The sequence below is a fragment of the Leifsonia sp. 10L418 genome (genome assembly GCF_056395445.1).
This window is the reverse complement of the sequence record NZ_JBFTJN010000003.1, coordinates 140,121-160,186: the sequence shown is the minus strand read 5'-3', so window position 1 is coordinate 160,186 and position 20,066 is coordinate 140,121. Positions and strand designations below refer to the sequence as shown.

At 64.0% G+C, this 20,066-nt stretch carries 19 protein-coding genes and 1 other RNA gene; 16 read left to right on the top strand and 4 right to left on the bottom strand.

The genetic code is table 11. From position 1 onward, the window contains the following. Positions 1 to 123 precede the first annotated feature (123 nt). Positions 124 to 729 (top strand): HdeD family acid-resistance protein, encoded by a 606-nt coding sequence (locus AC1DCF_RS08680; protein WP_477210657.1) that lies wholly within the window; start codon positions 124 to 126, stop codon positions 727 to 729. Between the two features lie 83 nt (positions 730 to 812). Here AC1DCF_RS08680 and AC1DCF_RS08675 read toward each other — a convergent pair whose 3' ends face one another. After that, entirely contained in the window at positions 813 to 1,622 is an 810-nt protein-coding gene (locus tag AC1DCF_RS08675; protein ID WP_477210656.1) for a CPBP family glutamic-type intramembrane protease, read from the bottom strand. A gap of 120 nt (positions 1,623 to 1,742) precedes the next feature. Between AC1DCF_RS08675 and AC1DCF_RS08670 the strand changes: the two genes are divergently transcribed. The 3 genes from AC1DCF_RS08670 (at position 1,743) to AC1DCF_RS08660 (ending at position 4,701) form a co-directional block, all read left to right on the top strand. After that, entirely contained in the window at positions 1,743 to 2,084 is a 342-nt protein-coding gene (locus AC1DCF_RS08670; protein ID WP_477210915.1) for a transposase, read from the top strand. A gap of 297 nt (positions 2,085 to 2,381) precedes the next feature. Further along, positions 2,382 to 2,801, top strand: coding sequence for a hypothetical protein (locus AC1DCF_RS08665; protein ID WP_477210655.1), 420 nt, complete (start codon positions 2,382 to 2,384; stop codon positions 2,799 to 2,801). 244 nt (positions 2,802 to 3,045) lie between these two features. Continuing rightward, positions 3,046 to 4,701 carry an AbgT family transporter gene (locus tag AC1DCF_RS08660; RefSeq protein WP_477210654.1) on the top strand — a complete coding sequence of 552 codons (1,656 nt, stop codon included), beginning with the start codon at positions 3,046 to 3,048 and terminating at the stop codon, positions 4,699 to 4,701. Here the strand turns inward: AC1DCF_RS08660 and AC1DCF_RS08655 are convergent. Next, the gene (locus AC1DCF_RS08655; protein ID WP_477210653.1) at positions 4,698 to 7,085 is read right to left on the bottom strand and encodes a glycoside hydrolase family 3 C-terminal domain-containing protein; all 2,388 of its coding nucleotides are present in this window, start codon (positions 7,083 to 7,085) and stop codon (positions 4,698 to 4,700) included. The two genes, AC1DCF_RS08660 and AC1DCF_RS08655, sit on opposite strands and share 4 nt — an antisense overlap. 176 nt (positions 7,086 to 7,261) lie before the next feature. Here AC1DCF_RS08655 and AC1DCF_RS08650 point away from each other — a divergent pair, with 176 nt between their 5' ends. The 6 genes from AC1DCF_RS08650 to rnpB all read left to right on the top strand — a co-directional run bounded on the left by AC1DCF_RS08650 (position 7,262) and on the right by rnpB (position 12,433). After that, positions 7,262 to 7,699, top strand: a complete 438-nt coding sequence (locus AC1DCF_RS08650) for an SRPBCC family protein (RefSeq protein ID WP_477210652.1) — start codon at positions 7,262 to 7,264, stop codon at positions 7,697 to 7,699. 111 nt (positions 7,700 to 7,810) lie between these two features. Then, positions 7,811 to 9,709 (top strand): APC family permease, encoded by a 1,899-nt coding sequence (locus AC1DCF_RS08645; protein WP_477210914.1) that lies wholly within the window; start codon positions 7,811 to 7,813, stop codon positions 9,707 to 9,709. A gap of 54 nt (positions 9,710 to 9,763) precedes the next feature. After that, the gene (locus AC1DCF_RS08640) at positions 9,764 to 10,321 is read left to right on the top strand and encodes a hypothetical protein (protein WP_477210651.1); all 558 of its coding nucleotides are present in this window, start codon (positions 9,764 to 9,766) and stop codon (positions 10,319 to 10,321) included. Positions 10,322 to 10,379: 58 nt separating this feature from the next. Then, on the top strand, positions 10,380 to 11,198 hold the full coding sequence (locus AC1DCF_RS08635; RefSeq protein WP_477210650.1) for a Nif3-like dinuclear metal center hexameric protein: 819 nt from the start codon (positions 10,380 to 10,382) through the stop codon (positions 11,196 to 11,198). A 77-nt stretch (positions 11,199 to 11,275) separates the two neighbouring features. Then, positions 11,276 to 12,013, top strand: a complete 738-nt coding sequence (locus AC1DCF_RS08630) for a zinc ribbon domain-containing protein (protein WP_477210649.1) — start codon at positions 11,276 to 11,278, stop codon at positions 12,011 to 12,013. Positions 12,014 to 12,032: 19 nt separating this feature from the next. After that, positions 12,033 to 12,433, top strand: an RNA gene (gene rnpB / locus AC1DCF_RS08625) — RNase P RNA component class A. Between the two features lie 14 nt (positions 12,434 to 12,447). Here the strand turns inward: rnpB and ppgK are convergent. Beyond that, on the bottom strand, positions 12,448 to 13,257 hold the full coding sequence (ppgK, locus tag AC1DCF_RS08620; protein WP_477210648.1) for a polyphosphate--glucose phosphotransferase: 810 nt from the start codon (positions 13,255 to 13,257) through the stop codon (positions 12,448 to 12,450). Positions 13,258 to 13,364: 107 nt separating this feature from the next. Between ppgK and AC1DCF_RS08615 the strand changes: the two genes are divergently transcribed. The 6 genes from AC1DCF_RS08615 (at position 13,365) to AC1DCF_RS08590 (ending at position 19,275) form a co-directional block, all read left to right on the top strand. Further along, positions 13,365 to 13,853 (top strand): ribose-5-phosphate isomerase, encoded by a 489-nt coding sequence (locus tag AC1DCF_RS08615; protein WP_477210647.1) that lies wholly within the window; start codon positions 13,365 to 13,367, stop codon positions 13,851 to 13,853. Between the two features lie 2 nt (positions 13,854 to 13,855). After that, positions 13,856 to 14,842 carry an Fpg/Nei family DNA glycosylase gene (locus AC1DCF_RS08610; RefSeq protein ID WP_477210646.1) on the top strand — a complete coding sequence of 329 codons (987 nt, stop codon included), beginning with the start codon at positions 13,856 to 13,858 and terminating at the stop codon, positions 14,840 to 14,842. A gap of 107 nt (positions 14,843 to 14,949) precedes the next feature. Continuing rightward, the gene (locus AC1DCF_RS08605) at positions 14,950 to 15,585 is read left to right on the top strand and encodes an FMN-binding negative transcriptional regulator (RefSeq protein WP_477210645.1); all 636 of its coding nucleotides are present in this window, start codon (positions 14,950 to 14,952) and stop codon (positions 15,583 to 15,585) included. Positions 15,586 to 15,855: 270 nt separating this feature from the next. Then, the gene (locus tag AC1DCF_RS08600) at positions 15,856 to 16,818 is read left to right on the top strand and encodes a hypothetical protein (protein WP_477210644.1); all 963 of its coding nucleotides are present in this window, start codon (positions 15,856 to 15,858) and stop codon (positions 16,816 to 16,818) included. 198 nt (positions 16,819 to 17,016) lie between these two features. Then, entirely contained in the window at positions 17,017 to 18,537 is a 1,521-nt protein-coding gene (locus AC1DCF_RS08595) for a sensor histidine kinase (protein WP_477210643.1), read from the top strand. Positions 18,538 to 18,579: 42 nt separating this feature from the next. After that, a complete protein-coding gene (locus AC1DCF_RS08590; protein ID WP_477210642.1) occupies positions 18,580 to 19,275 on the top strand; it encodes a response regulator in 696 nt (231 codons plus the stop codon). A gap of 11 nt (positions 19,276 to 19,286) precedes the next feature. On the opposite strand, the gene AC1DCF_RS08585 is transcribed toward AC1DCF_RS08590, so the two are convergent. After that, positions 19,287 to 20,057 carry a hypothetical protein gene (locus AC1DCF_RS08585; protein WP_477210641.1) on the bottom strand — a complete coding sequence of 257 codons (771 nt, stop codon included), beginning with the start codon at positions 20,055 to 20,057 and terminating at the stop codon, positions 19,287 to 19,289. Positions 20,058 to 20,066: the final 9 nt, after the last annotated feature.

Below are 20,066 nucleotides of genomic sequence, written 5' to 3'. Positions count from 1 at the left end.
TTCCCGCAGAAACGTACGCGAGATGCCGCGATCGACGACACGCCCTCGCAATATCGTGACAGGCGAGCGATGCTGGGAATAGCCTGAGCACAATTGCTCACCCGTTGCTGCAGGAGGTTTCAGATGTCCACTCAATCCGGTTCGGCTCTCGGCGGGTACTCGTTCACTTCAGGCGACCTCACCAAGTCCGCTGTCAACGGCATCCGCATCGCCCTGGGCGTTGGCGGAGTCGTCACTCTCCTCATCGGCCTCTTGATCACGTTTCAGCCGCAGGCCGCTGCAGCGACGATCGCCATCCTGTTGGGGATCTACTTCATCGTCGCCGGCCTGGTATACGTCGGCATCGGCATCTTCGCCCGAGGCATCTCAGGTGGGGCCAGGGCGCTCGACATCATCCTCGGCGTCCTCTTTCTGATCGGTGCCGGCCTCGCATTCGGGAACCTGTCGGGCACGGTGGAGTTCCTCGCCGTCTTCCTGGGAATCGCGATCGGCATCCTGTGGATCATCGAAGGTGTCGCGACACTCGTGCAGCTCGGCGATGCACCGTCGAAGACCTGGGCGGTCATCCTCGCGATCGTCAGCATCATCGCCGGTATCGCACTGCTGTTCGCACCGCTGTGGGGCGCGCAGCTGCTCTTCCTCTTGACAGGGATCGCGCTGATCGTGATCGGTGTGGTGCAGATCGTCCGTGCGTTCACGTTCGGACGCGGGATCACCACAACGGCCTAGGTTCCGCTCACCTGCAGGATTCCGCCAGGGCCAGGTCAGAAGCAATTCTGACCTGGCCCTTCTGCGTTGCCCTGGGCATCCTTCTACCCGCCGAACCAGTCCGGATTGTGCGCCGCGACGATGACGACGAAAACGACCAGGTCGAAGAGTAGGTGCACGGTCACCACATAGCTGAGTGAACGGGTCATGCGAAAGATCGCGCCCTGCACGAGCGCGAACGGGATGGTGAGCAGCGGCCCCCAGCTCTGGTAGCCGAGTTCCCACAGAAATGAGACGAAGATCGTGGCCTGCAATAGATTCGCGAGCCAGACCGGAAAATGCCGGCAAAGCAGCGTGAAGACCGTGCAGATGAAGAACAGCTCGTCCCAGATGCCGACCGCATTCACCCCGATGAACAGCCGGACAACCTCATCAGGCTCGTGCACCGCCGGCCAGTTCTGGTAGGAACCGGAGCCGATGAAGTAGGCAGGCAACAGCACGATGGCGGCCACCACCACGACGGCGATGTACCACCATTGCGCTCGCGTCCACGGCCAGGTTCCCTTCCACGGAAACCGGATGACCCTCTCACGGTAGACGTAACGCTGGATCAGGAACGGCACCAGAACGGCGGCGGACAGCACGACTCCGAAGAGCACCATGTTGGGGTAGTCGATGTTGGCCTCAAGCGAGATCGTGCTGATGATGCCGAGGCCACTGGCAATGAGCAGCAAGTCGCGAAACAGCGGCCGGTCGATGAACCAGGCGAGCAGGAGGCCGAGCACAAGCACCCCGTAGCCCGCCACGGGAACTTGCACGCCGAACAGCAAAACGGCGGAAGCCGAGATGAGCACAGCCGGCAGCAGCCGCCAGGTGAGGGCCGTCGGGGTTGCAGTGACGTTGGAGTCGAGCACGAATCCAGTATCGGGCCTGCCCGCCTCAGAGCGCGGACAGAATGAAGCCCGGCGCGGTGGCGAGTAGAACGTTTCTACTGGGTATCTGCTTAGGTGAAGTAGCGGTGAGTTGTGACTGACATGAGCGTTTCGGGTCCGCGATCCGGTGTCGACTTTCCATCGACGTTTGGTGAGTTCCAGGAGCGTTTCTCTTCGCAGCGCGATTGTCTTAAGTACCTTGCTGGCCTTCGGTGGCCGGCGGGCTTCGTTTGTCCGGCCTGCGCCTCGACGCGGTTCTGGCGGACTGGAGATGCTCTGTTTATGTGTCGCGACTGCGGTCGACGCACGTCGGTGACGGCTGGCACGATCTTCGACCGGACACGTACGCCGTTGCCGACATGGTTTGCGGCGGCGTGGTTCATCACTTCAGAATGGCGTCTCTGCGTTGGGGTTGCAGAGAGTGCTAGGTCTGAAATCGTATGAGACGGCGTGGGCGTGGATGCAAGAGCCGCGGACTGCTCTTCTACCGACTCCTCCAGCAATGCGTTGCCACGGGTCCACATCCGATCGAGACACTGGTAATCGTCCACAGACGGCGCAGGACGTGCCACCGTGGACCCATAACCATCCGGTGCGCATCTCGGAGAATTGCGGGTCCCCAGGTAGTGCTCGGGGCGGTGACTTCAGCGGTCGTCATAGGGGTTCTTGCTAAGCCAATAGCAAGGTGTTCTCAAATCGGCTCCTGCTCGACTGCCCTTGCGGGCTCGGTATCATGGGCGAATGATCGCTCTCACCGCATCAGCACGAGCGCTCAGAGTGTTCCAAGTCATGTGGGTGATCGGCTTTCTCGTTGGAACAACCACTCATACGGCGGATCTGATCGTCGGCGGATTAGACGCCTACAGCGCCTTCCCGCTCGGCGTCCGGCTGTTCTGGGTGACACTAACGATCCTGGATCCGGCCACCGCTGCGCTGATCATCTTTCGACGGCGCTCCGGCATCGTGCTCGGCAGCACCGTGATCATCGCCGACATCGCAGTGAACTGGACCGTCTTCGCTACGGTCGGCGGACTCTCGTCCTTCGGGGTCATCAGTCAAAGCCTTTTTGCGGTGCTCATCTTCGTCACGGCTCGACCCCTTTGGATATGGTTCGGGCAATCTTCTACACGAGAACGCGGCAACGTGACCAGAGAGGCCTGACCGCCCACGATTGCGAGACGGTTGACCGGGGCCCGAGAGCTAGGTGAGCTGACTAACGCTGCCAGAGTCAGACAGCCATGGCGACAGGCGACATCGTCGAAAAGTTCCGAAAGCTGAGTTAGCCCAGGGCTACTTCACCTAAGCAGATATCCAGTACGTTTCTTCTTCCCATTAGGGTGAGATCGGCGGCCGCTGGAGGCCGCATCAGCCCGGCTTCTGCCGAGGTGGCCGACAGGTGGGGGGCATGATGACGTCAGCAGCAGCGACTTCGACGACGAAGGGGTCAGGCACATTTCTCGACAAGATCGAGAGGTTGGGCAACAAGGTTCCGAACCCAACGATCATGTTCGTCTACCTGATTCTGCTCATCGCCATCATCTCCGCGATTCTCTCCTGGGCCGGAGTCAGCGTCACCGATGAGGTCGTCACCCCCGTGCCGACCGAACAACTTCAGCAGCTCAACGACGCGCTCGGTGGCACGTTGGTGCCCTTCGATACGAACACCGACGCGTTTGTGACGCTTCCCGACTACACCGCGAGCGAACAGACCTTCGCTGTGCGCAGCCTGTTCTCGAGCGACGGAATCCAGTTCTTCTTCTCCTCGTTTGTCGACAACTTTGCGGGCTTCGGCGTCGTCGCCGTGACCCTGGTCGCAATGGCCGGTGTCGGCGTGGCCGAACAAGCGGGCCTGATGGGCGCACTCATCCGCAAGGTCGTCAAGGTCGCCCCGCGCTGGTCGCTCGCCTTCATCCTCATCTTCGTCGGCGTGCTGTCGTCGGTCGCCTCCGATGCCGGATACCTCATCCTGATTCCACTGGCCGCCGCCGCGTTCCTCTCGGTCGGGCGTCATCCGCTGGCCGGTATGGCCGCCGCGTTCGCCGGTGTCGGCTCGATCTTCTCGGTCAACGTGCTCATCACACCGGTCGACTCGATGCTCACCGAAATCACCAACGAGGCGCTCGGCAGCATCGGCCTGCAGCCGCTCACCGTGACGGCCAACTTCTTCTTCAGCATCGCCTCGTCGATACTGATGGCGCTCATCGCCGTCGTCGTCACCGTGAAAATCGTCGAGCCGCGTCTGGGCGTCTACGAGATGGCCGAACCGGTGGATGTCACGACGGGCGAGCCCGTCAATGACGCCGGCGAAGCCCGTGGCCTGCGCCTGTCGATGTGGGGCCTGCTCGTCGTCGCGGCCATCGTGCTCGCGTTGAGCCTCCCGCCGGGAGCGCCGCTGCGCGATAACGCCACCGGCGAGCTCATTGGCGCCACGCCGTTCATGGCGAGCCTCATCTTCATCATCTCCCTCGGCTTCTTGGTGTGCGGCGTGTGCTACGGCATCGGGGCGAACACGCTGCGCGGCAGCAACGCCGTCGTCGGAGCCATCGCGAAGACTTTCGCCGGACTCGGCGGCCTGCTGATCATGTTCTTGATGATTTCGCAGTTCATCGCCCTCTTCAACTGGACCAATCTCCCCACCGTCGCTGCCGTCGAGGCGGCTCATGTGCTGGAGCAGGCGAACGTTCCCGCCGTCGTGCTCCTCGTCGCCTTCGTGCTCGTCATCTTCGTGCTCGACATGATCCTGCCCGGCGTTGTGCCGAAGTGGGCGATCTTCGCCCCGATCTTCGTGCCGATCTTCGCGTCGCTCGATGTGGCCCCGCAGACCCTGCTCGCGGCCTACCGCGTCGGTGACTCGCCGATGAACGTGCTGACCCCGCTGATGGTCTACCTGCCCTTCATCGTCACGATCGCGCAGCGCTACAAGAAGGATGCCGGAATCGGCACCATCATCGCGTTGATGGTGCCTTACACCGTCTGGATTCTGATCGGCTGGATCGTTCTCTTCGCCGCCTGGTTCCTGCTCGGTATCCCGTGGGGACCCGGCTCGCCCGTCAGCCTCTAGTTCTTCACTGCTCGGCGAGCTCGCCGCGCGTGGGGCGATGCGACATTGAGCACGCTCACGATGCGGTCCATCGTGTCGAGGCTGAGACGGCCGCCGGAGTTCGCCGAGAGAGCGCGCAGCGGCATTCCACCGACCACGGCGTGCATCATCGCCTGGGTGTCCTCATCGCCGGCGGGAAGCTGCTTGGTGATTACGCCGAGCAGCGCGCCGTGGAGACGCCGACCGAGCCATGTGGCGTGCAGATCGGCGACGGGGGAGTTGATGCTGAACGGCAAGAGCGCCTTCGCCAGCGGAACCGGGCCACCGAGTAGCCGTGCGAACTCGTCAGTCGTTGCGACGGCGCCCACGGGTCGCGCAACGGGGGTCACGGTCTCGCCACTGTCGAGGCGGATGCTCGTCGTCGCGCGGATGTCGCGGGAGGACGAACCGACGCGGATCTCGTAGTCGCCGGATTCCGCGGCCCACCGGGCACTCGCAACGTCGTAGATCGCGAAGGAACGGTGTCCGAGCACCAGGCTCACGCTCTGCGTCTCGCCCGGTGCGAGGTGCACTTTGGCAAACCCCTTGAGCTCTTGCTCGGGGCGGTGAACCGAGGAGCCTGAGGCGTGCACATAGAGCTGCACGACCTCTGAGCCCGTGCGATCACCCGTGTTCGTCACCAAGACGGTGATGGTGCGGTCCACGCCCTCGCCGGAGACCTCTGCTGCGCCGTATTCGAAGCTCGTGTAGCCGAGGCCGTGCCCGAACGGGTAGCGCGGGGCCACAGTGAATGTGTCGTGAAAGCGGTAACCGACGTAAAGGTTCTCGCGGTACTGCACCTGGGTCGGCGTCGTGGTCGGAAAGTGAGCCGCCGCGGGCAGGTCGGCTGCCGCGACCGGGAAACTCTCGCCGAGACGCCCGCCCGGCTCCGCGTCGCCGAAGAGCACATCGACGATGGCGGGGCCGGCCGCCTGACCGCCCAAGTAGGCCTCGAGGAGTGCGGCAGGTTCATCCGCCCACGGCAGCTCGAGCGGTGAGCCGTTGACAAGCACGACGACGGTGCGCGGGTTGGCCGCCGTCACCGTGCGCACCAGTTCGTTCATGGCGGGCGGGAAGACGAGGTGCTCGCGGTCGACCCCCTCAGCTTCTTTTCCGGCCGGGATCGCAAGCACGAGCACGGCGACATCGGCCGCGCGAGCAGCCGTCTGCGCTGCGGCAGAATCTTCGGCGCTGACGGCGCCCGATTGAGCATCGTAGCCACGCACAAAGCTGTACTCGGCGCTGTCGCCGAGTCGCGCGGGCAGCGCGTCGAGCACGGTCTCGACCGTGATTGCGTTGACGCTGGCACTGCCGACGCCCTGGTAGCGAGGCGTCTCAGCACCGGCGCCGATGATGGCGATTGTGCCTTCTGCGCAGAGCGGCAGGATGCCGTCGTTGTGCAGCAGAACGGTTCCGGCGGCGGCCGCACGGCGGGCGAGAGCGTGGTGGGCGTCGAGGTCGGCCGTGACGGCGGGGCCGGCCGCCTCGGCGGCGGCGCGCAGTGCCAGTTCGGCGACACGGGTGGCGGCGGTGTCCACGGCAGCCAGAGAAAGAGTGCCGTTGTCGAGCGCTTTCTTGACGCGCCCGGTCCAGAGCCCGCCATTGCCCGGCATTTCAAGGTCGAGACCGGCGGCGACGGCGGCCGGACGATCGGAGATCGCGAACCAGTCACTCATGACAAGGCCGTCGAAGCCCCATTCTTCGCGCAAGATCGTGCCCAGCAGGCGGGACGATTCGTCGGGGTGTTCACCGTTGACGAGGTTGTACGAGGTCATCACCGTCCACGGATCTGACTCCTTCACTGCGATTTCGAACCCGGTGAGGTAGATCTCGCGCAGTGTGCGCTCGTCGATGATGGAGTCCAGCCGCATCCGGAAGGTCTCCTGGTTGTTGCCGGCGAAGTGCTTGATCGAGGAGCCGACGCCCTGCGATTGCACTCCGCGCACAAGAGCGGCGGCGATCTTGCCGGCCAGGAGCGGGTCTTCCGAGAAGTACTCGAAGACGCGTCCACCGCCGGGGTGGCGCTTAATGTTGAGACCGGGGCCGAGCAGCACGCCGACGTCTTTCGAGCGGGACTCACGGCCGAGCGCCACCCCGACCTCTTCAACGAGTTCTACATCCCACGAGGAGGCGAGCACGGAGGGAGAGGGGAAACACGTGGCGGGCAGCATCTCACCACCGCCGACGTGGTCGCCGGCCGATGCCTGCTTGCCGACCCCATTCGGTCCGTTGGCGAGGAACGTCGAGGGAATCTCGCCCACGCTTGCAGTCGCCCACATATTTGCCCCCGAGAGAAGCAGGAGTTTCTCATCCAGGGTGAGCTGGGAGACGAGTTCGGCGGCGCGGGCGTGGTGCGATGTAGTCATTGGTCTTCCTTGATCAGAGTGCTGCAAAATCGGCGCACTCTATGTCTACTACGTCAAACCAGCACGATGCTCGGTTTTCGGAAGATTCACCGTCGAATTGTGGCTGCGAATTATGGCTGCGGCTCCTCGGATCCTCCGTGGGAGCACGGTGGGCCGGTCAAGCGTAGCCTGGGGTTATGCCGAGTGCATCGCGTGTGATTATGATCAACCGTCCTATCGACGTGGTGTTCGCCTTCTTCACCGAACCGGCGAATGACCCGCGGTGGCGCTCACATGTCGAGACCATCGCGGCGGAGGGACCGCCCGCCGTCGGTCGACGCATCGCGCAGACCGTCGCCGGACCCGGCGGGCGTCGCATCCAGGCCGACATCGAGGTGACAGACTACGACCCGCCTCTGCGGTACGGCTTCCAGGTTGTCGCCGGGCCGGTGCGACCCCACGGCGATTTTCGGTTCAGCGCGACCGATTCCGGTACAGAGGTCACGTTCTCACTGAACGCCGACCTTTCCGGCATCAAGAAGCTCGTGATGAGCAAACCGGTTCAGGCCTCGATGGACAGCGAGACGGCCGGCCTTACCGTCGCGAAGACACTGCTCGAGACTGCGGAAAGCTGACCGGGGCAACCGACGACTCCCCGTGAGAATTTCCGAGAGCTGAGAGCCCTCCGGGCGTACTCTGTGCAGGTGAGCAAACTGCGAACGCAGAGCACGGGTTTTCGTGGCTGGATGCTCGACGGCCTGGTCGACAAGACCGGATCGCACGTTGGCCCGCACGCCAAGGCCGTCGAGAAGACGCACGCATGGTGGCGCGTCATGTGCCTCACGGGTGTCGACTACTTCTCGACCCTGGGATATCAGCCGGCCATCGCCGCGCTGGCTGCCGGCCTCATCTCGCCGATCGCCACGATCGTGCTGGTCGCCCTGACCCTGTTCGGTGCGTTGCCGGTATACCGTCGCGTCGCATCCGAAAGTTTCAAGGGCTCTGGCTCGATACACATGCTCGAAAATTTGCTGCCCTGGTGGGCCGGCAAGCTGTTTGTGCTGGTGCTGCTTGGCTTTGCGGCGACGGACTTCATGATCACCATCACGCTCTCGGCAGCGGATGCTTCCGCCCACTTTCTCGAGAACCCGTTTGTGCCGAGCTGGCTCAATTCGCAGATGATCGTGACGCTGGTGCTGATCGCTTTGCTCGGGGCTGTCTTTTTGCGTGGATTCAAAGAAGCAATCGGGATCGCCGTTGTGCTCGTCGCCATCTATCTCGCGCTGAATCTCGTGGTCATCGCGGTCTCGATCGGTGAGGTGCTGCAGCATCCACACGTCGCCACTGATTGGTGGGCGGCGCTGACCACCGAACACGGCGATCCCTGGATGATCGTCGGAATCGCACTTCTGGTCTTTCCCAAGCTTGCGCTGGGTCTCTCGGGATTTGAAACCGGGGTCGCGGTGATGCCGCAGGTCAAGGGAGGCGCGGGGGACACCGACGAGAACCCGGCGACGCGGATCCGCGACACCAAACGATTGTTGACCACATCAGCGCTCATCATGAGCGGATTCTTGATCACCTCGAGCATCGTCACAACGTTCCTGATCCCGCAGAAGGACTTTCAACCCGGGGGACCGGCAAATGGACGCGCGTTGGCCTACCTGGCCCACGAGTATCTCGGCAACGGGTTTGGCACTGTCTACGACGTGAGCACCATCTGCATCCTCTGGTTCGCCGGGGCGTCGGCAATGGCGGGTCTGCTCAACCTGGTACCGCGATACTTGCCACGTTACGGAATGGCCCCGCAGTGGGCGCGGGCGGTACGCCCCCTGGTCCTCGTCTTCATCGCGATCGCGTTTCTCATCACCGTCGTTTTCGACGCCAACGTCGACGCCCAGGGTGGGGCATATGCCACCGGTGTTCTGGTGCTGATCACCTCGGCATCCGTCGCCGTCGCCCTGTCGGCGCGGCGCAAACGCCAGAAGTGGCGCACTGCGGGATTCGGCCTGATCTCGTTGATCTTCGTGTACACGACCATCGCCAACATCTTCGAGCGCCCGGACGGCGTGCGCATTGCGGCGCTTTTCATTCTCGGCATCGTGGGAATCTCACTGATCTCGCGCGTGCGGCGTTCGTTCCAGCTGCGGGCGACCTCTGTGGTGCTCGACGCGAATGCGCTCGACTATGTCATGGAAGACACGGAGGAGTACGACGCGGTGCGGCTGATTTCCCACGAGCCCGGTGTCGACACGGATGCCGAGTACCGCGACAAGAGTCGCGACGAACGCCGGTACGGGCACATTCCGCCGGGGTCGTCGGTGATTTTTCTCGAGGTGTACCCGTCGGATTCCTCAGACTTCGAAGAGGATCTCCTCGTTGAAGGGGTGGCGGCGCACGGTTATCGGGTGCTCAGGGTGACGAGCGGAAACGTGCCGAACACGATCGCGTCGGTGCTGCTCGAGATTCGCGATCAGACCGGAATCATCCCCGAGATCTACTTCGAGTGGACGGAAGGCAATCCGATTTCGAACATGTTCAAGTTCTTGATCACTGGTGCGGGGGAGATCGCGCCGGTGACACGCGAGGTGCTCCGGGCCTCCGAACCGAACGCGAAACGACGGCCGTCGATTCATGTGAGCTGACGGACAAATTGACGCTAACCAGCTGATTTGAGGATTTCTCACTAGAATAGTGGGATGTCAGATCGTGGCCCAGAGGGGCAGGATGGCGTCGAACCGACGGAACCGCCGACCGAGGCGGATCTGGCCATTATTGTCGGCGGTGATCCGGATGCCGTGACGACGACGTCGCATGACATCATCAAGGCCGGATTCGATGATTCGCTCGACGACGACGCCGACGATGTCGCCCTGGTTCCGTCGCAGCCGATCGCGAGTCCGCGCGTGAACGAGAGCGAGCATGTCGTGCCGTCCGCTCGCCGACGCTGGTGGTTCTCGCGCCATCACCACCACCGGGAGACGGACCACGGAAAGCGCGGCCACTACGACGAAAGCGTTCCGAGCGAGGACGTAGCGCCGCCGGTTGCGGCGGCGGGGTCCGCGGCGGATCCGCTGGCGTGGCTGCAGGCGGAGAAGAAGCCGCAACCGGGGGAGGCGGCGACGCCGGACGTGAAGCCCGACGTGGCTTCTGCGGTCGTTCCCGAGCCCACGCCTGAGCCCGCTCCCGAAGCTGCCCCGAATGCTGAACCGGTCTACGAGACGCGCGCGTCGCGGAAAGCGAAACGGCGCGAGTGAGTTCCACGGCCTGCATCTCCACAGGCGGCACGGTTGATGCGACCGGTAGGCTGGCAGGGTGTCTCTATCGCTCGCAGAAGTAACCTCAGTCATCCATGAACTGTGGCCGCTGTCCGGCGCGGAGTCCTGGGATTCCTCCGGGCTCGTCAGCGGAGACCCGGCTCGCCAGATCTCGTCGATTCATCTCGCCGTTGACGCCGTGTCCGACACCGTCGACGAGGCAATCGAAGCCGGGGCCGACCTCCTTCTTGTGCACCACCCGCTGTTGCTGCGCGGTGTGACCACGGTGTCAGAAGACCGCTACAAGGGCGCGCTTCTGGCCCGGTTGATCCGCGCGAACTGCGGACTGCTTGCTGCGCACACCAACGCGGATGTCGTCACCGACGGGGTCTCCGACATCCTGGCTCAGCGCCTCGAAATCCAGGACACACAGCCGATCACGTCGAGTGTCGAGCCGGGGACCGGCATCGGCCGGGTCGGCCGACTCGCCCGGCCTGTCACGCTCGGCCATCTCGCTCGTGTGCTTGCCGACCTGCTTCCGGCGACGGCATCCGGTGTGCGGGTGTCCGGTGACTACCAGCAACTCGTCGAGGTCGTCTCGCTCTGCGGCGGCGCCGGAGACTCGCTGCTCGCCCACCCGCTGGTGCTCGCTTCCGACGTGTACGTCACCTCCGATCTGCGACACCACCCGGCGTCGGAGTCGCGCGAACAAGCGAAAATCAGCGGCGGCCCCGCCCTCATCGATGTCTCCCACTGGGCCAGCGAATGGCTCTGGCTCGACACCGCGGCCGCACAGCTGCGCGCGGCGCTCCCCGGCGTCACGGTGAACGTCAGCGACCTGCGCACCGATCCGTGGGACTTTGTCGTCATGCACTAATTCTTCACCCGCCACCCCGGCACCACCGCCGGCCCCTCAACTCATTCACACTCAACATTCGTAAAGGTCAGGACATCGTGAAGGCAACTCCCGTAGAACAGAAAGAGCTTCTTCGGCTCCAGGCCCTCGACATCAAGGCCCAGCAGCTCGCGCACCAGACCACGGCGCTGCCGCAGCACGCCGAGCTGGCCGAACTGGGCAAGAAGGCCGACGCGAGTCGCCAGAAGTTGACCGCGCGCACGGGCGAGCTCGAGGATGTGCGCACCGAGTTGCGTCGCATCGAGTCAGACGTTGAGGTTGTCGAGAAGCGCATCGCACGCGACACCGAGCGCATGCAGCAGAGCTCGTCGGTCAAAGACATCCAGGCCTACGAGGGCGAGGTCGCTGCGTTGAAGAAGCGACAGGGTGACCTCGAGGAGATCGAGATCGCTGTGATGGAGCGCGTCGAGGAGCACGAAGCCGCCGTCGCCGCGATCGAGGTTGAAGGCGCGGCAATCGCCGAGCAGATCGCCGAGACCGAGCGCGTGCGCGACGAAGCACTGGTTGTCATCGATCAGCAGCGTGCCGAGGCCATTCGCGACCGGGCCGCCGTCGCGGCATCCGTCGCCCCCGAACTCGTCGAGCTCTACGAGAAGCGCTACATTGCGGGTCGCGGAAACGCTGCAGCGCTGCTGCGCGCTCGTACCTGCAGCGGATGCACGATGACGCTGACCGGAAATGACCTGGAAGCCGTGCGGATGGCTCCGGCCAACGACGTCATCTTCTGCCCCGACTGCGGCGCCATCCTCGTGCGCACCGAAGAATCGGGCATCTGAGCTAGGCTTAAGCAAAGAATGGGTCGGCAAGACGGTCGCGTTGTTCGTTTGTTTTTCAAACGGATGCCGAGGAACGTCCGGGCTCCACAGAGCAGGACGGTGGGTAACACCCACCCGGGGTAACCCGCGAGACAGTGCCACAGAAAGTAAACCGCCGCAGGGCGTTTTCCTCGGAAAACGCCCTGCGGTAAGGGTGAAACGGTGGTGTAAGAGACCACCAGAGGCCAGGGTGACCTGGTCGGCTCGGTAAACCTCGTCCGGAGCAAGGTCAGACAGAAAACGCTAAGGCTGCTCGCCGAGTTTTCGGGTAGGCCGCTAGAGGGTTGCGGCAACGTAGCTCGTAGATAGATGACCGTCGAGGGTGCGTGCGTTTCGACGCAGGCACTGAGACAGAACCCGGCGTAATAGCCGGCCCATTCCTCAAACTGTCACGGTTAACGAGTCGTCGTCGCCGGCACCTGTTCATCGACGAGTGGTCCCCGGGGCGTCGTCGGAAATTTCACGGCCAGGGCTGCCGCGCCGAGGATGCCGGCATTGTTGCGGTGTACGGCCGGGATGATGCGGGTCGAGAGATTCAGCAGGGGCAGAAACTCTTGGTAGCTCTTCGACACTCCGCCGCCGACGATGAACAGATCGGGCGAGAAGAGAGCCTCGAGAGCCGAGTAGTAGGTCTGGAGCCGATGGGCCCACTTTTCCCAGCTCAAGTCCTCGCGTTCCTTCACCGAGTACGCGGCACGCCGTTCGGCATCGTGCCCGTCGATTTCAAGGTGGCCGAGTTCGGTGTTGGGCACGAGCACGCCGTCAATCAGCAGCGCCGAACCGATACCGGTTCCCAGCGTGGTGAGGATGACCACGCCAGGCTCGCCCTTCGCCGCGCCGAACTGTGCTTCGGCGTAACCCGCAGCATCCGCGTCGTTGACAAAGTGGATCGGGTGACCGAGCCCCTTCTCGAAGCGTTCTTCAGCGGCGAGACCGATCCACTTCTCGGACACGTTCGCCGCGGACATCGTGTGCCCGTGCTTGACGACGGCCGGAAAGCAGACGCCGATCGGCAGGGAACTCGACCCCTCGGAGACCTTCTCCAGAATCTCTCGCGTGGTCTCGATGATGTCGTCGGGGGCGCCGCCCTTGGGGGTGGCCAGCTTCACCCGCTCCGAAATCAGCTCACCGGTAGACAGGTCGACCACCGCTCCTTTGATGCCGGTTCCGCCGATGTCGATTCCGATGGCTGTCGTCGCGCTCATGCAGCCAACTTATCGCGCACGACGCCTCTCGGGCGAAGTCTCGATGCGGCGACCGACGCGGCGCCCGGCGCGGCGAACTACCCGGCGCGACTAAATAGACTGTCTTCATGCGCATCCACATCGCCACCGACCACGCCGGCCTCGATTTCAGCCGTCACCTGATCGACCACCTCACCGGTGCCGGACACGAGGTCATCGACCACGGTCCCCAGTCCTACGATGCGCTTGACGACTACCCGGCCTTCTGCATCAACGCGGCCCAGTCCGTTGTCGATGACCAGGCCGCGGGCATCGAAGCGCTCGGTGTGGTCTTCGGCGGATCGGGCAACGGCGAGCAGATTGCCGCGAACAAGGTGACCGGGGCCCGCGCCGCCCTCGTCTGGAACCTGAGCACGGCCAGACTCGCTCGGGAGCACAACGACGCCAACGTCATCTCGATCGGGGCTCGCCAGCACACGATTGAGGATGCGACGAGCTTCATCGACGCCTTCATCGCAGAGCCGTTCTCCGACGAAGAACGCCATGCGCGTCGCATCGCCCAGCTCGCCGAGTACGAACTGACCGGCGACATCGCGGGCAAGGGCATTCGGCGCTAACAGTGCCTGAAGGTCATTCAGTCCACCGCATTGCGCGACAGTTTCAACGCAACTTCGTCGGCAGCCGGGTGTCGCTGTCGTCTCCCCAAGGCCGTTTCGCACTCGGCGCGGCTCAGCTCGACGGCTTGGTGATGACCGACGCCCGAGCGGTCGGCAAGCAGATGTTCCTCGAGTTCGACCACCGGGTCTGGCTGCGCGTGCACCTCGGCCTCTACGGCGCCTGGGATTTCTCCGGCGAGATTCTGATGGATGCGACGATCGCTTCAGCGAACGGACGGATGGGCCAGACGAACCAGCAGGGCACGGTTCTCGATCCGATCCATGACTCGGCCGGCGAGAACTCCCTGCACTCAATTGGGGCCCCGCGGCGCACCCGGGTGCGCATGTCGGAGCAGGAGAAAGAGACAAACGCTCCGGAGACCTTTCCGCCCGACCCGATCGGGCAGGTGCGGGTGCGTTTGCTGACCGAGACCGTCTGTGCTGACCTCCGCGGGCCGACCGCCTGTGAAGTGCTCGACCCGCAACAAGTAGATGCGGTGATCGCGAAGCTCGGACCCGACCCGCTACTCGATGCAAGCCCAGAAGCCGAAGACCGCTTCACCGCGGTCGTGCGCAAGAAGGCCACCCCGATCGGTCTCATCTTGATGGACCAGAACGTCATCAGCGGCATCGGAAATGTCTACCGGGCCGAACTGCTTTTTCGCGCCAACCTGAACCCCTATGCGCCCGGAAAATCGCTCTCCGAAGACACGGTGCGCGCGCTCTGGCGGGACTGGGCACACCTGCTGAAGATCGGTGTCGAAACGGGGCAGATGATGACCATGGACGACCTCGACGGTGACGACTATGTGTTGGCCATGGCCAATCGAGCCGACCGGCACTGGGTCTACAAACGTGAGGGCCTGCCCTGTCGGGTCTGTGGTACTCATATCACGCTCGAAGAGATGGGTGCCCGCAAGCTGTACTGGTGCCCCCGCTGCCAGTCCTGACGGCTCTCTGGACTGCGTGAGCTGCGACATCCGCTCGACCCGTAACATCCTGATTGACCAATAGCATCCTGCTCGACCTGTGGCGCCCCCGATGAAGTGAGGAATCCATGAGACAGAACCCCAGCTTCGTACTTGGCGAGATCGCCGAGATCAAGCGGCTTATCCGGGAAAACCCGTGGGTGACCATGGTCAGCAACCCCGACCAGGGCGGGCTGGTGGCGTCGCACTACCCGGTGATCCTCGACGAGACGTCTGACGAGATCGTCGTGCTGAGTCACGTCGGGCGCCCCGACGAACAGCTGCATGAGCTGGGCGCCCACGAACTGCTGCTCATCGTTCAAGGGCCGCACGGCTACATCTCGCCCGGCTGGTACGACGCGAAGCCCGCGGTTCCCACCTGGAACTTCGTGACAGCGCACCTCTATGGAACGCCGGAGCTGCTGAGCAACGACGACAACTTGGCGGTTCTCGACAACCTCGTCGACCACTTCGAAGATCGCATGGACGAGCCCCGTCGCATGAACGACACTCTGGAGAACGCCGAGTATGCCGCGCGGATCGTGAGCGGAACCGTGGGATTCCGGATGCGCGTCGACCGGTTCGTGGCGAAGAGCAAAATGAGCCAGAACAAACCGGCCGAAACGGTCGAGCGCATCATCGGCGAACTCGAGGGCAGCGGGCCGTACGCGAGTCAGGCTCTCGCCGCAGAGATGCGCCGGGTGCATGGTCGGCTCGGCCGGTAGTCCGTGCACTCGGCGCGGTCAGACGTTCAAATCTGAGAGTTTCTGAGAACTATTCAACTTGGATTGAATCGATTGCTGACCAGGCAGATTGCTGGTTTCCTCGCAGCGCATTGGCACGTCAAAATGATGACTCTCTCAGTTTCGCCCACGTAGGGTCGCTGGGTCGCCCCACCCCCCTCACAGGGGTCGAGGCGACTCAATCTGAGAGGGAAAGTTGTGATTCAAACCGCTCGAAAATGGTTTCGCCGCCATCCGAAAACGACGGGAACCGTGGGGGCTGCTGTGCTCGCCCTCGTCGTTGCCTCGACGCTGGGCGTGAACGCGGCCTCAGCCGAGGCAGACTCACGAAAGGCATCCGCACGCACTGATTCGTCGCGCGCCTCCACAGCAGACGGCCACCGTGACTACGGAACGAAGTCGTCCCAGACTTACAAGCACAACAAGAAGAAGCCGACAGCCACTCCGGCACCGAAGCCCAGTCCTTCTGCCACCGCAGTGCCGGTCCCCACCCCGCCTCCGGCGCCGGTGGCTCCGACGGCACCCGTCGCTCCGCCGGCCTCCACGGGTACCGGCGCCAGCACGTATCCGCTGCACACCGGGATCGTTGCGACCACGTTCTGGGTGGGCGAGATTTTCGATGCAAATGCTGAAGACGGAAGTCAGATGCTGTCGACCTACGACGCGAACTGGTTCGCCAACTTCGGTGGTTGCGATGGGATCGCCTCGAGCGGATCGTGTGAGACCGAGAAGCGCGTCGCCGCGAACGGATTCTTCCCGACGTCGATGTCGCCCAAGCAGAACCCGTTCTACCTCGATCTGCCCTACGACGACGTCAACGACTCGACCGGGTTCGCCAATCGCGGTTCGGTGATTCCCTGGGCCAACGATCCGGCCTACGCCGGCAAGGCAGGCGACGCCTCGGTCAGCCTGATGAAGAACCGTTGGGTCAAGCTGACGAAGGATGGCCAGACCTGCTACGGCCAGATCGCGGACGCCGGCCCCGGCGAGTACCACGACTCGGCCTACGTCTTCGGAGGCAACGACGCACGCCCGGCCAACGCTCGCTACGGCGGCGCGGGCATGGATGTCTCGCCCGCGCTGAACGGCTGCCTCAATTTCGCTGAACTCGACGGAGACGCCGACAAGGTCGATTGGCAGTTCGTCGAAGCAGCTGATGTTCCGGCCGGACCGTGGCTGACCGTATCGTCAAGCGACAACAAGGTGATCAACTAGCACCGTCGTTCACACCACGAGCACGCCAGCGTGCACGACAGAAGCCCCGCCGAACTTCGGCGGGGCTTCTGTCGTGATGAGGAGTCGTGATGAGGAGTCGTGATCAGGGGGATCTGTCGTCATGCGGGGGTTTGCCCCCGGAAGAAGTCGGATGCCCACCGGATCACTCTGCAGCCGCCCAGCGACCAGAGTTGAGTTATGTCGTCGAATACCGAGCCACCGTCTGCCACGCTGGAAAGCGTGCAGACCCATCCTGATCCCGCCACGCCAGCTGACACGGGGAACCCCACCGCGTCGAACACCACGGCCACCGCAACCACCACCGTAACCACCACCGCAGTAGCGGCCACGCCGCCGGCATCGCGCCGCGGCTATGGTGCGCTCTGGCGCGGAGTACCGAAGGAGCTCGGGTTCCTGCTGCTCACCCTGCCGGTCGTCATCATCGCGCTCTCGGTGCTCTCCACCGTTTTCTTCACCGGCGTGGGCATGATCGCCATCTTCATCGGCCTCTTCATCATCGTCGCCTCCCTCTACATTGCCCGCGGGTTTGGCGTGGTTGAGCTGGTCCGACTCCGCTGGGCCGGCCAGCCGGAAATCACGCAGCCGGCCTGGCAGCCGCGTGGTGTCGCCGCCACCCCGATGCGCACCTTGCTCGGCCCACTGATCAACGGGCACTACTGGCTGTACCTGCTCCACGGCATGATCGTGAACTTTCTGGTCGGACTCGTTTCCTGGGTCGTCACCGTCGTCTGGCTCTCGGTCGGCGTCGGCGGAATCACCTATTGGATCTGGGGTCGCTTCACCAACGGCGACACCGACGAGAGGATTTGGCTGAACCGCACCATCCTCGATTGGATGTTCCCCGGCAACACCATCAGCATCGACCCGTTCGTCGGCGAGACACTGCTCTTTCTCGTACTCGGCATCGTCTTTCTACTCACGCTCCCGCTCGTCACCCACCTCTTCGTGCGCGTGCACCAGGGAGTCGCCAGAGGCATGCTCGGCGCCTGGGGATCCGAAGCGTTGCGCCGCGAAGTGGCCGACCTCAGCGCGTCGCGCGGAGCTGCCGTGGCCGCAGAGGACAACTCGCTGCGCCGCCTCGAGCGAGACATCCACGACGGCCCGCAACAACGCCTGGTGCGTTTGCAGATGGATCTCGCGAGCGCCGAACGCAAGATCGACACCGACCCGGATGCCGCTCGCGCACTTCTCCAGGAAGCCCGCGGTCACGCACACGACACGCTCGAAGAACTGCGTGCGCTCTCGCGGGGGCTCGTGCCGCCGATCCTGCAGGACCGGGGCCTCGTCGCCGGCCTCGAATCGCTGGCCGCGCGCAGCACCGTTCCAGTGATTCTGGAGATGCGACTGGACCCCGAGCTTCGGCTTCCGTCAGAGATTGAACGCAGTGCGTATTTCGTCGCGGCCGAGCTTTTGACGAATGCGGCGAAGCATTCCGTGGCCACGAGCATCCGTTTGCACGCCACACTGCGTGAGCATGTCGACGGCAGCACCTGGCTCGACCTGTGGGTGATCGACAACGGCGTGGGTGGTGCGGTGGTCGCCCCCGGCCACGGGCTGGCGGGTCTCGACGAGCGACTGCGGGGTCTCCGCGGGATTCTCAGCATCGATAGCCCCGTCGGCGGGCCGACGACGATCGGAGCGCACATCCCGGTGGGCGAGACGGTCGCCCGCACGACCAGCGCGGGTTCCGCGGCCTGAGTCGTTTCGCAAGGCGGCAGCTCCGCGCCCTATCCTGAATGAATGTCTGACACGAGTGAACCCGGCGGCGACCCGACGATTTCGACGCCGCCGGCGAAACTCCGGCTCGTGCTGGCCGAGGATTCGGTGCTGCTGCGCGAAGGCCTGGTTCGGCTCTTTGACGAGGCCGGCTTCGAGACGGTTGCCGCCTACGGCGATGCCGACGCCTTGCTCGCCGAGGTTGAGGCGCTTGCCCCCGACCTGGCCGTGCTCGACGTGCGGATGCCGCCCACCTTTCGCGACGAGGGGGTGCGCGCCGCCCTCGAACTGCGCCGTCGGCTGCCGGGGATCGGCGTGCTGCTGCTCAGCCAGTACGTCGAGGGCACGTACGCGCAGGAGCTTCTGTCGGCCGGCGATGGCGGGCTCGGCTACCTGCTGAAAGATCGCGTCGCGTCGCTCGACGAGTTGAAGGATGCCGTGGCCCGGGTCAGCGCCGGCGGCACCGTGCTCGACCCGCAGGTCGTGCGGGAGTTGCTCGCCCGCCGCACCGACCCGCTCAGCGCGCTCACCCCGCGCGAGCGTGATGTGCTCGGGTTGATGGCGGAGGGACGCACCAACACCGGGATCGCATCCGCCCTGGTCATCGGGGTCGGCGCCGTCGAGAAGAATGTGACGGCAATCTTTCAGAAGTTGGGTCTCGAGGACTCGGGCACCGATCACCGGCGGGTGCTTGCCGTTCTGGCGTTTCTGCAGCGCTAGTTTCAGCCGCGTCAGGTTGGCGGTGCCGGGGGCGTCGGCGGTGCCTGGGAAGACTGCGGGGTGGGGAACATTGGAATGTGCCGCTTCCAGAATGTGAAGTAGCGCCGGCTGCCCCGCCAGAGCGATAGCGCAAGCAGGGCCACGCCGAACAGTGCGCCTACCGCCGCGGCGAGTGCGGTGGACGCTGTGACGAAACCGGCCGCCGCCGCGGTCAGCAGGCCGAGAAGTGTCGAGTTGACCGCCATGATGAACATCGCGCTACTGCCGAGAAGTTGGCTGGGACCCCGGGGACCTAGAAAATAGTAAGTCTCCCGTGACCCGGCCATGTCGTCGAAGCGGGATTCCATGAAGTAGCGTTCAATGCCCGGGTCGAGTTCGGCGTAGGCGGCGCGCAGCCGGTTCATAGCGAGCACATACTGCAGATCCTCCATCATGGTGTTCATCACACGCAGCTGGGTGAGCAGGCCGACGAGAAGCACGATTCCGAGCACCACGATTGCGAAGCCAGGGAAGATTCCGCTGAACTTGCTGGCCTGTCCGACAAGGGCGAGGCTTACGAGAGCGGCGGAGGTCAGGGTGAGGAACATGCCGATCCGGCTCAGCACCTCGCTTTGTGTGGTGCCGCGGGCGGCGAGCAAACCCCAGTGCTCGGTCGCGAGCAGCTGGGCGCGCACCGAGGCGGGAACCGGTGACTCGGCATCGGATGTGGGGGCATCCGGTGCATTGCCGGATGGGGGAGCATCCGGTTCATTCTCGGAGGGGGGATCCGCCATCTCTGGCATGGACCCATT

Coding starts and splice junctions, on each gene's coding strand:
- AC1DCF_RS08605 (WP_477210645.1), top strand. CDS start 14,950: ATGAGACAGAACCCCAGCTTCGTACTTGGCGAGATCGCCGAGATCAAG.
- AC1DCF_RS08680 (WP_477210657.1), top strand. CDS start 124: ATGTCCACTCAATCCGGTTCGGCTCTCGGCGGGTACTCGTTCACTTCA.
- AC1DCF_RS08640 (WP_477210651.1), top strand. CDS start 9,764: ATGTCAGATCGTGGCCCAGAGGGGCAGGATGGCGTCGAACCGACGGAA.
- ppgK (WP_477210648.1), bottom strand. CDS start 13,257: ATGAGCGCGACGACAGCCATCGGAATCGACATCGGCGGAACCGGCATC.
- AC1DCF_RS08615 (WP_477210647.1), top strand. CDS start 13,365: ATGCGCATCCACATCGCCACCGACCACGCCGGCCTCGATTTCAGCCGT.
- AC1DCF_RS08645 (WP_477210914.1), top strand. CDS start 7,811: ATGCTCGACGGCCTGGTCGACAAGACCGGATCGCACGTTGGCCCGCAC.
- AC1DCF_RS08650 (WP_477210652.1), top strand. CDS start 7,262: ATGCCGAGTGCATCGCGTGTGATTATGATCAACCGTCCTATCGACGTG.
- AC1DCF_RS08590 (WP_477210642.1), top strand. CDS start 18,580: ATGTCTGACACGAGTGAACCCGGCGGCGACCCGACGATTTCGACGCCG.
- AC1DCF_RS08655 (WP_477210653.1), bottom strand. CDS start 7,085: ATGACTACATCGCACCACGCCCGCGCCGCCGAACTCGTCTCCCAGCTC.
- AC1DCF_RS08660 (WP_477210654.1), top strand. CDS start 3,046: ATGATGACGTCAGCAGCAGCGACTTCGACGACGAAGGGGTCAGGCACA.
- AC1DCF_RS08665 (WP_477210655.1), top strand. CDS start 2,382: ATGATCGCTCTCACCGCATCAGCACGAGCGCTCAGAGTGTTCCAAGTC.
- AC1DCF_RS08670 (WP_477210915.1), top strand. CDS start 1,743: ATGAGCGTTTCGGGTCCGCGATCCGGTGTCGACTTTCCATCGACGTTT.
- AC1DCF_RS08585 (WP_477210641.1), bottom strand. CDS start 20,057: ATGCCAGAGATGGCGGATCCCCCCTCCGAGAATGAACCGGATGCTCCC.
- AC1DCF_RS08595 (WP_477210643.1), top strand. CDS start 17,017: ATGTCGTCGAATACCGAGCCACCGTCTGCCACGCTGGAAAGCGTGCAG.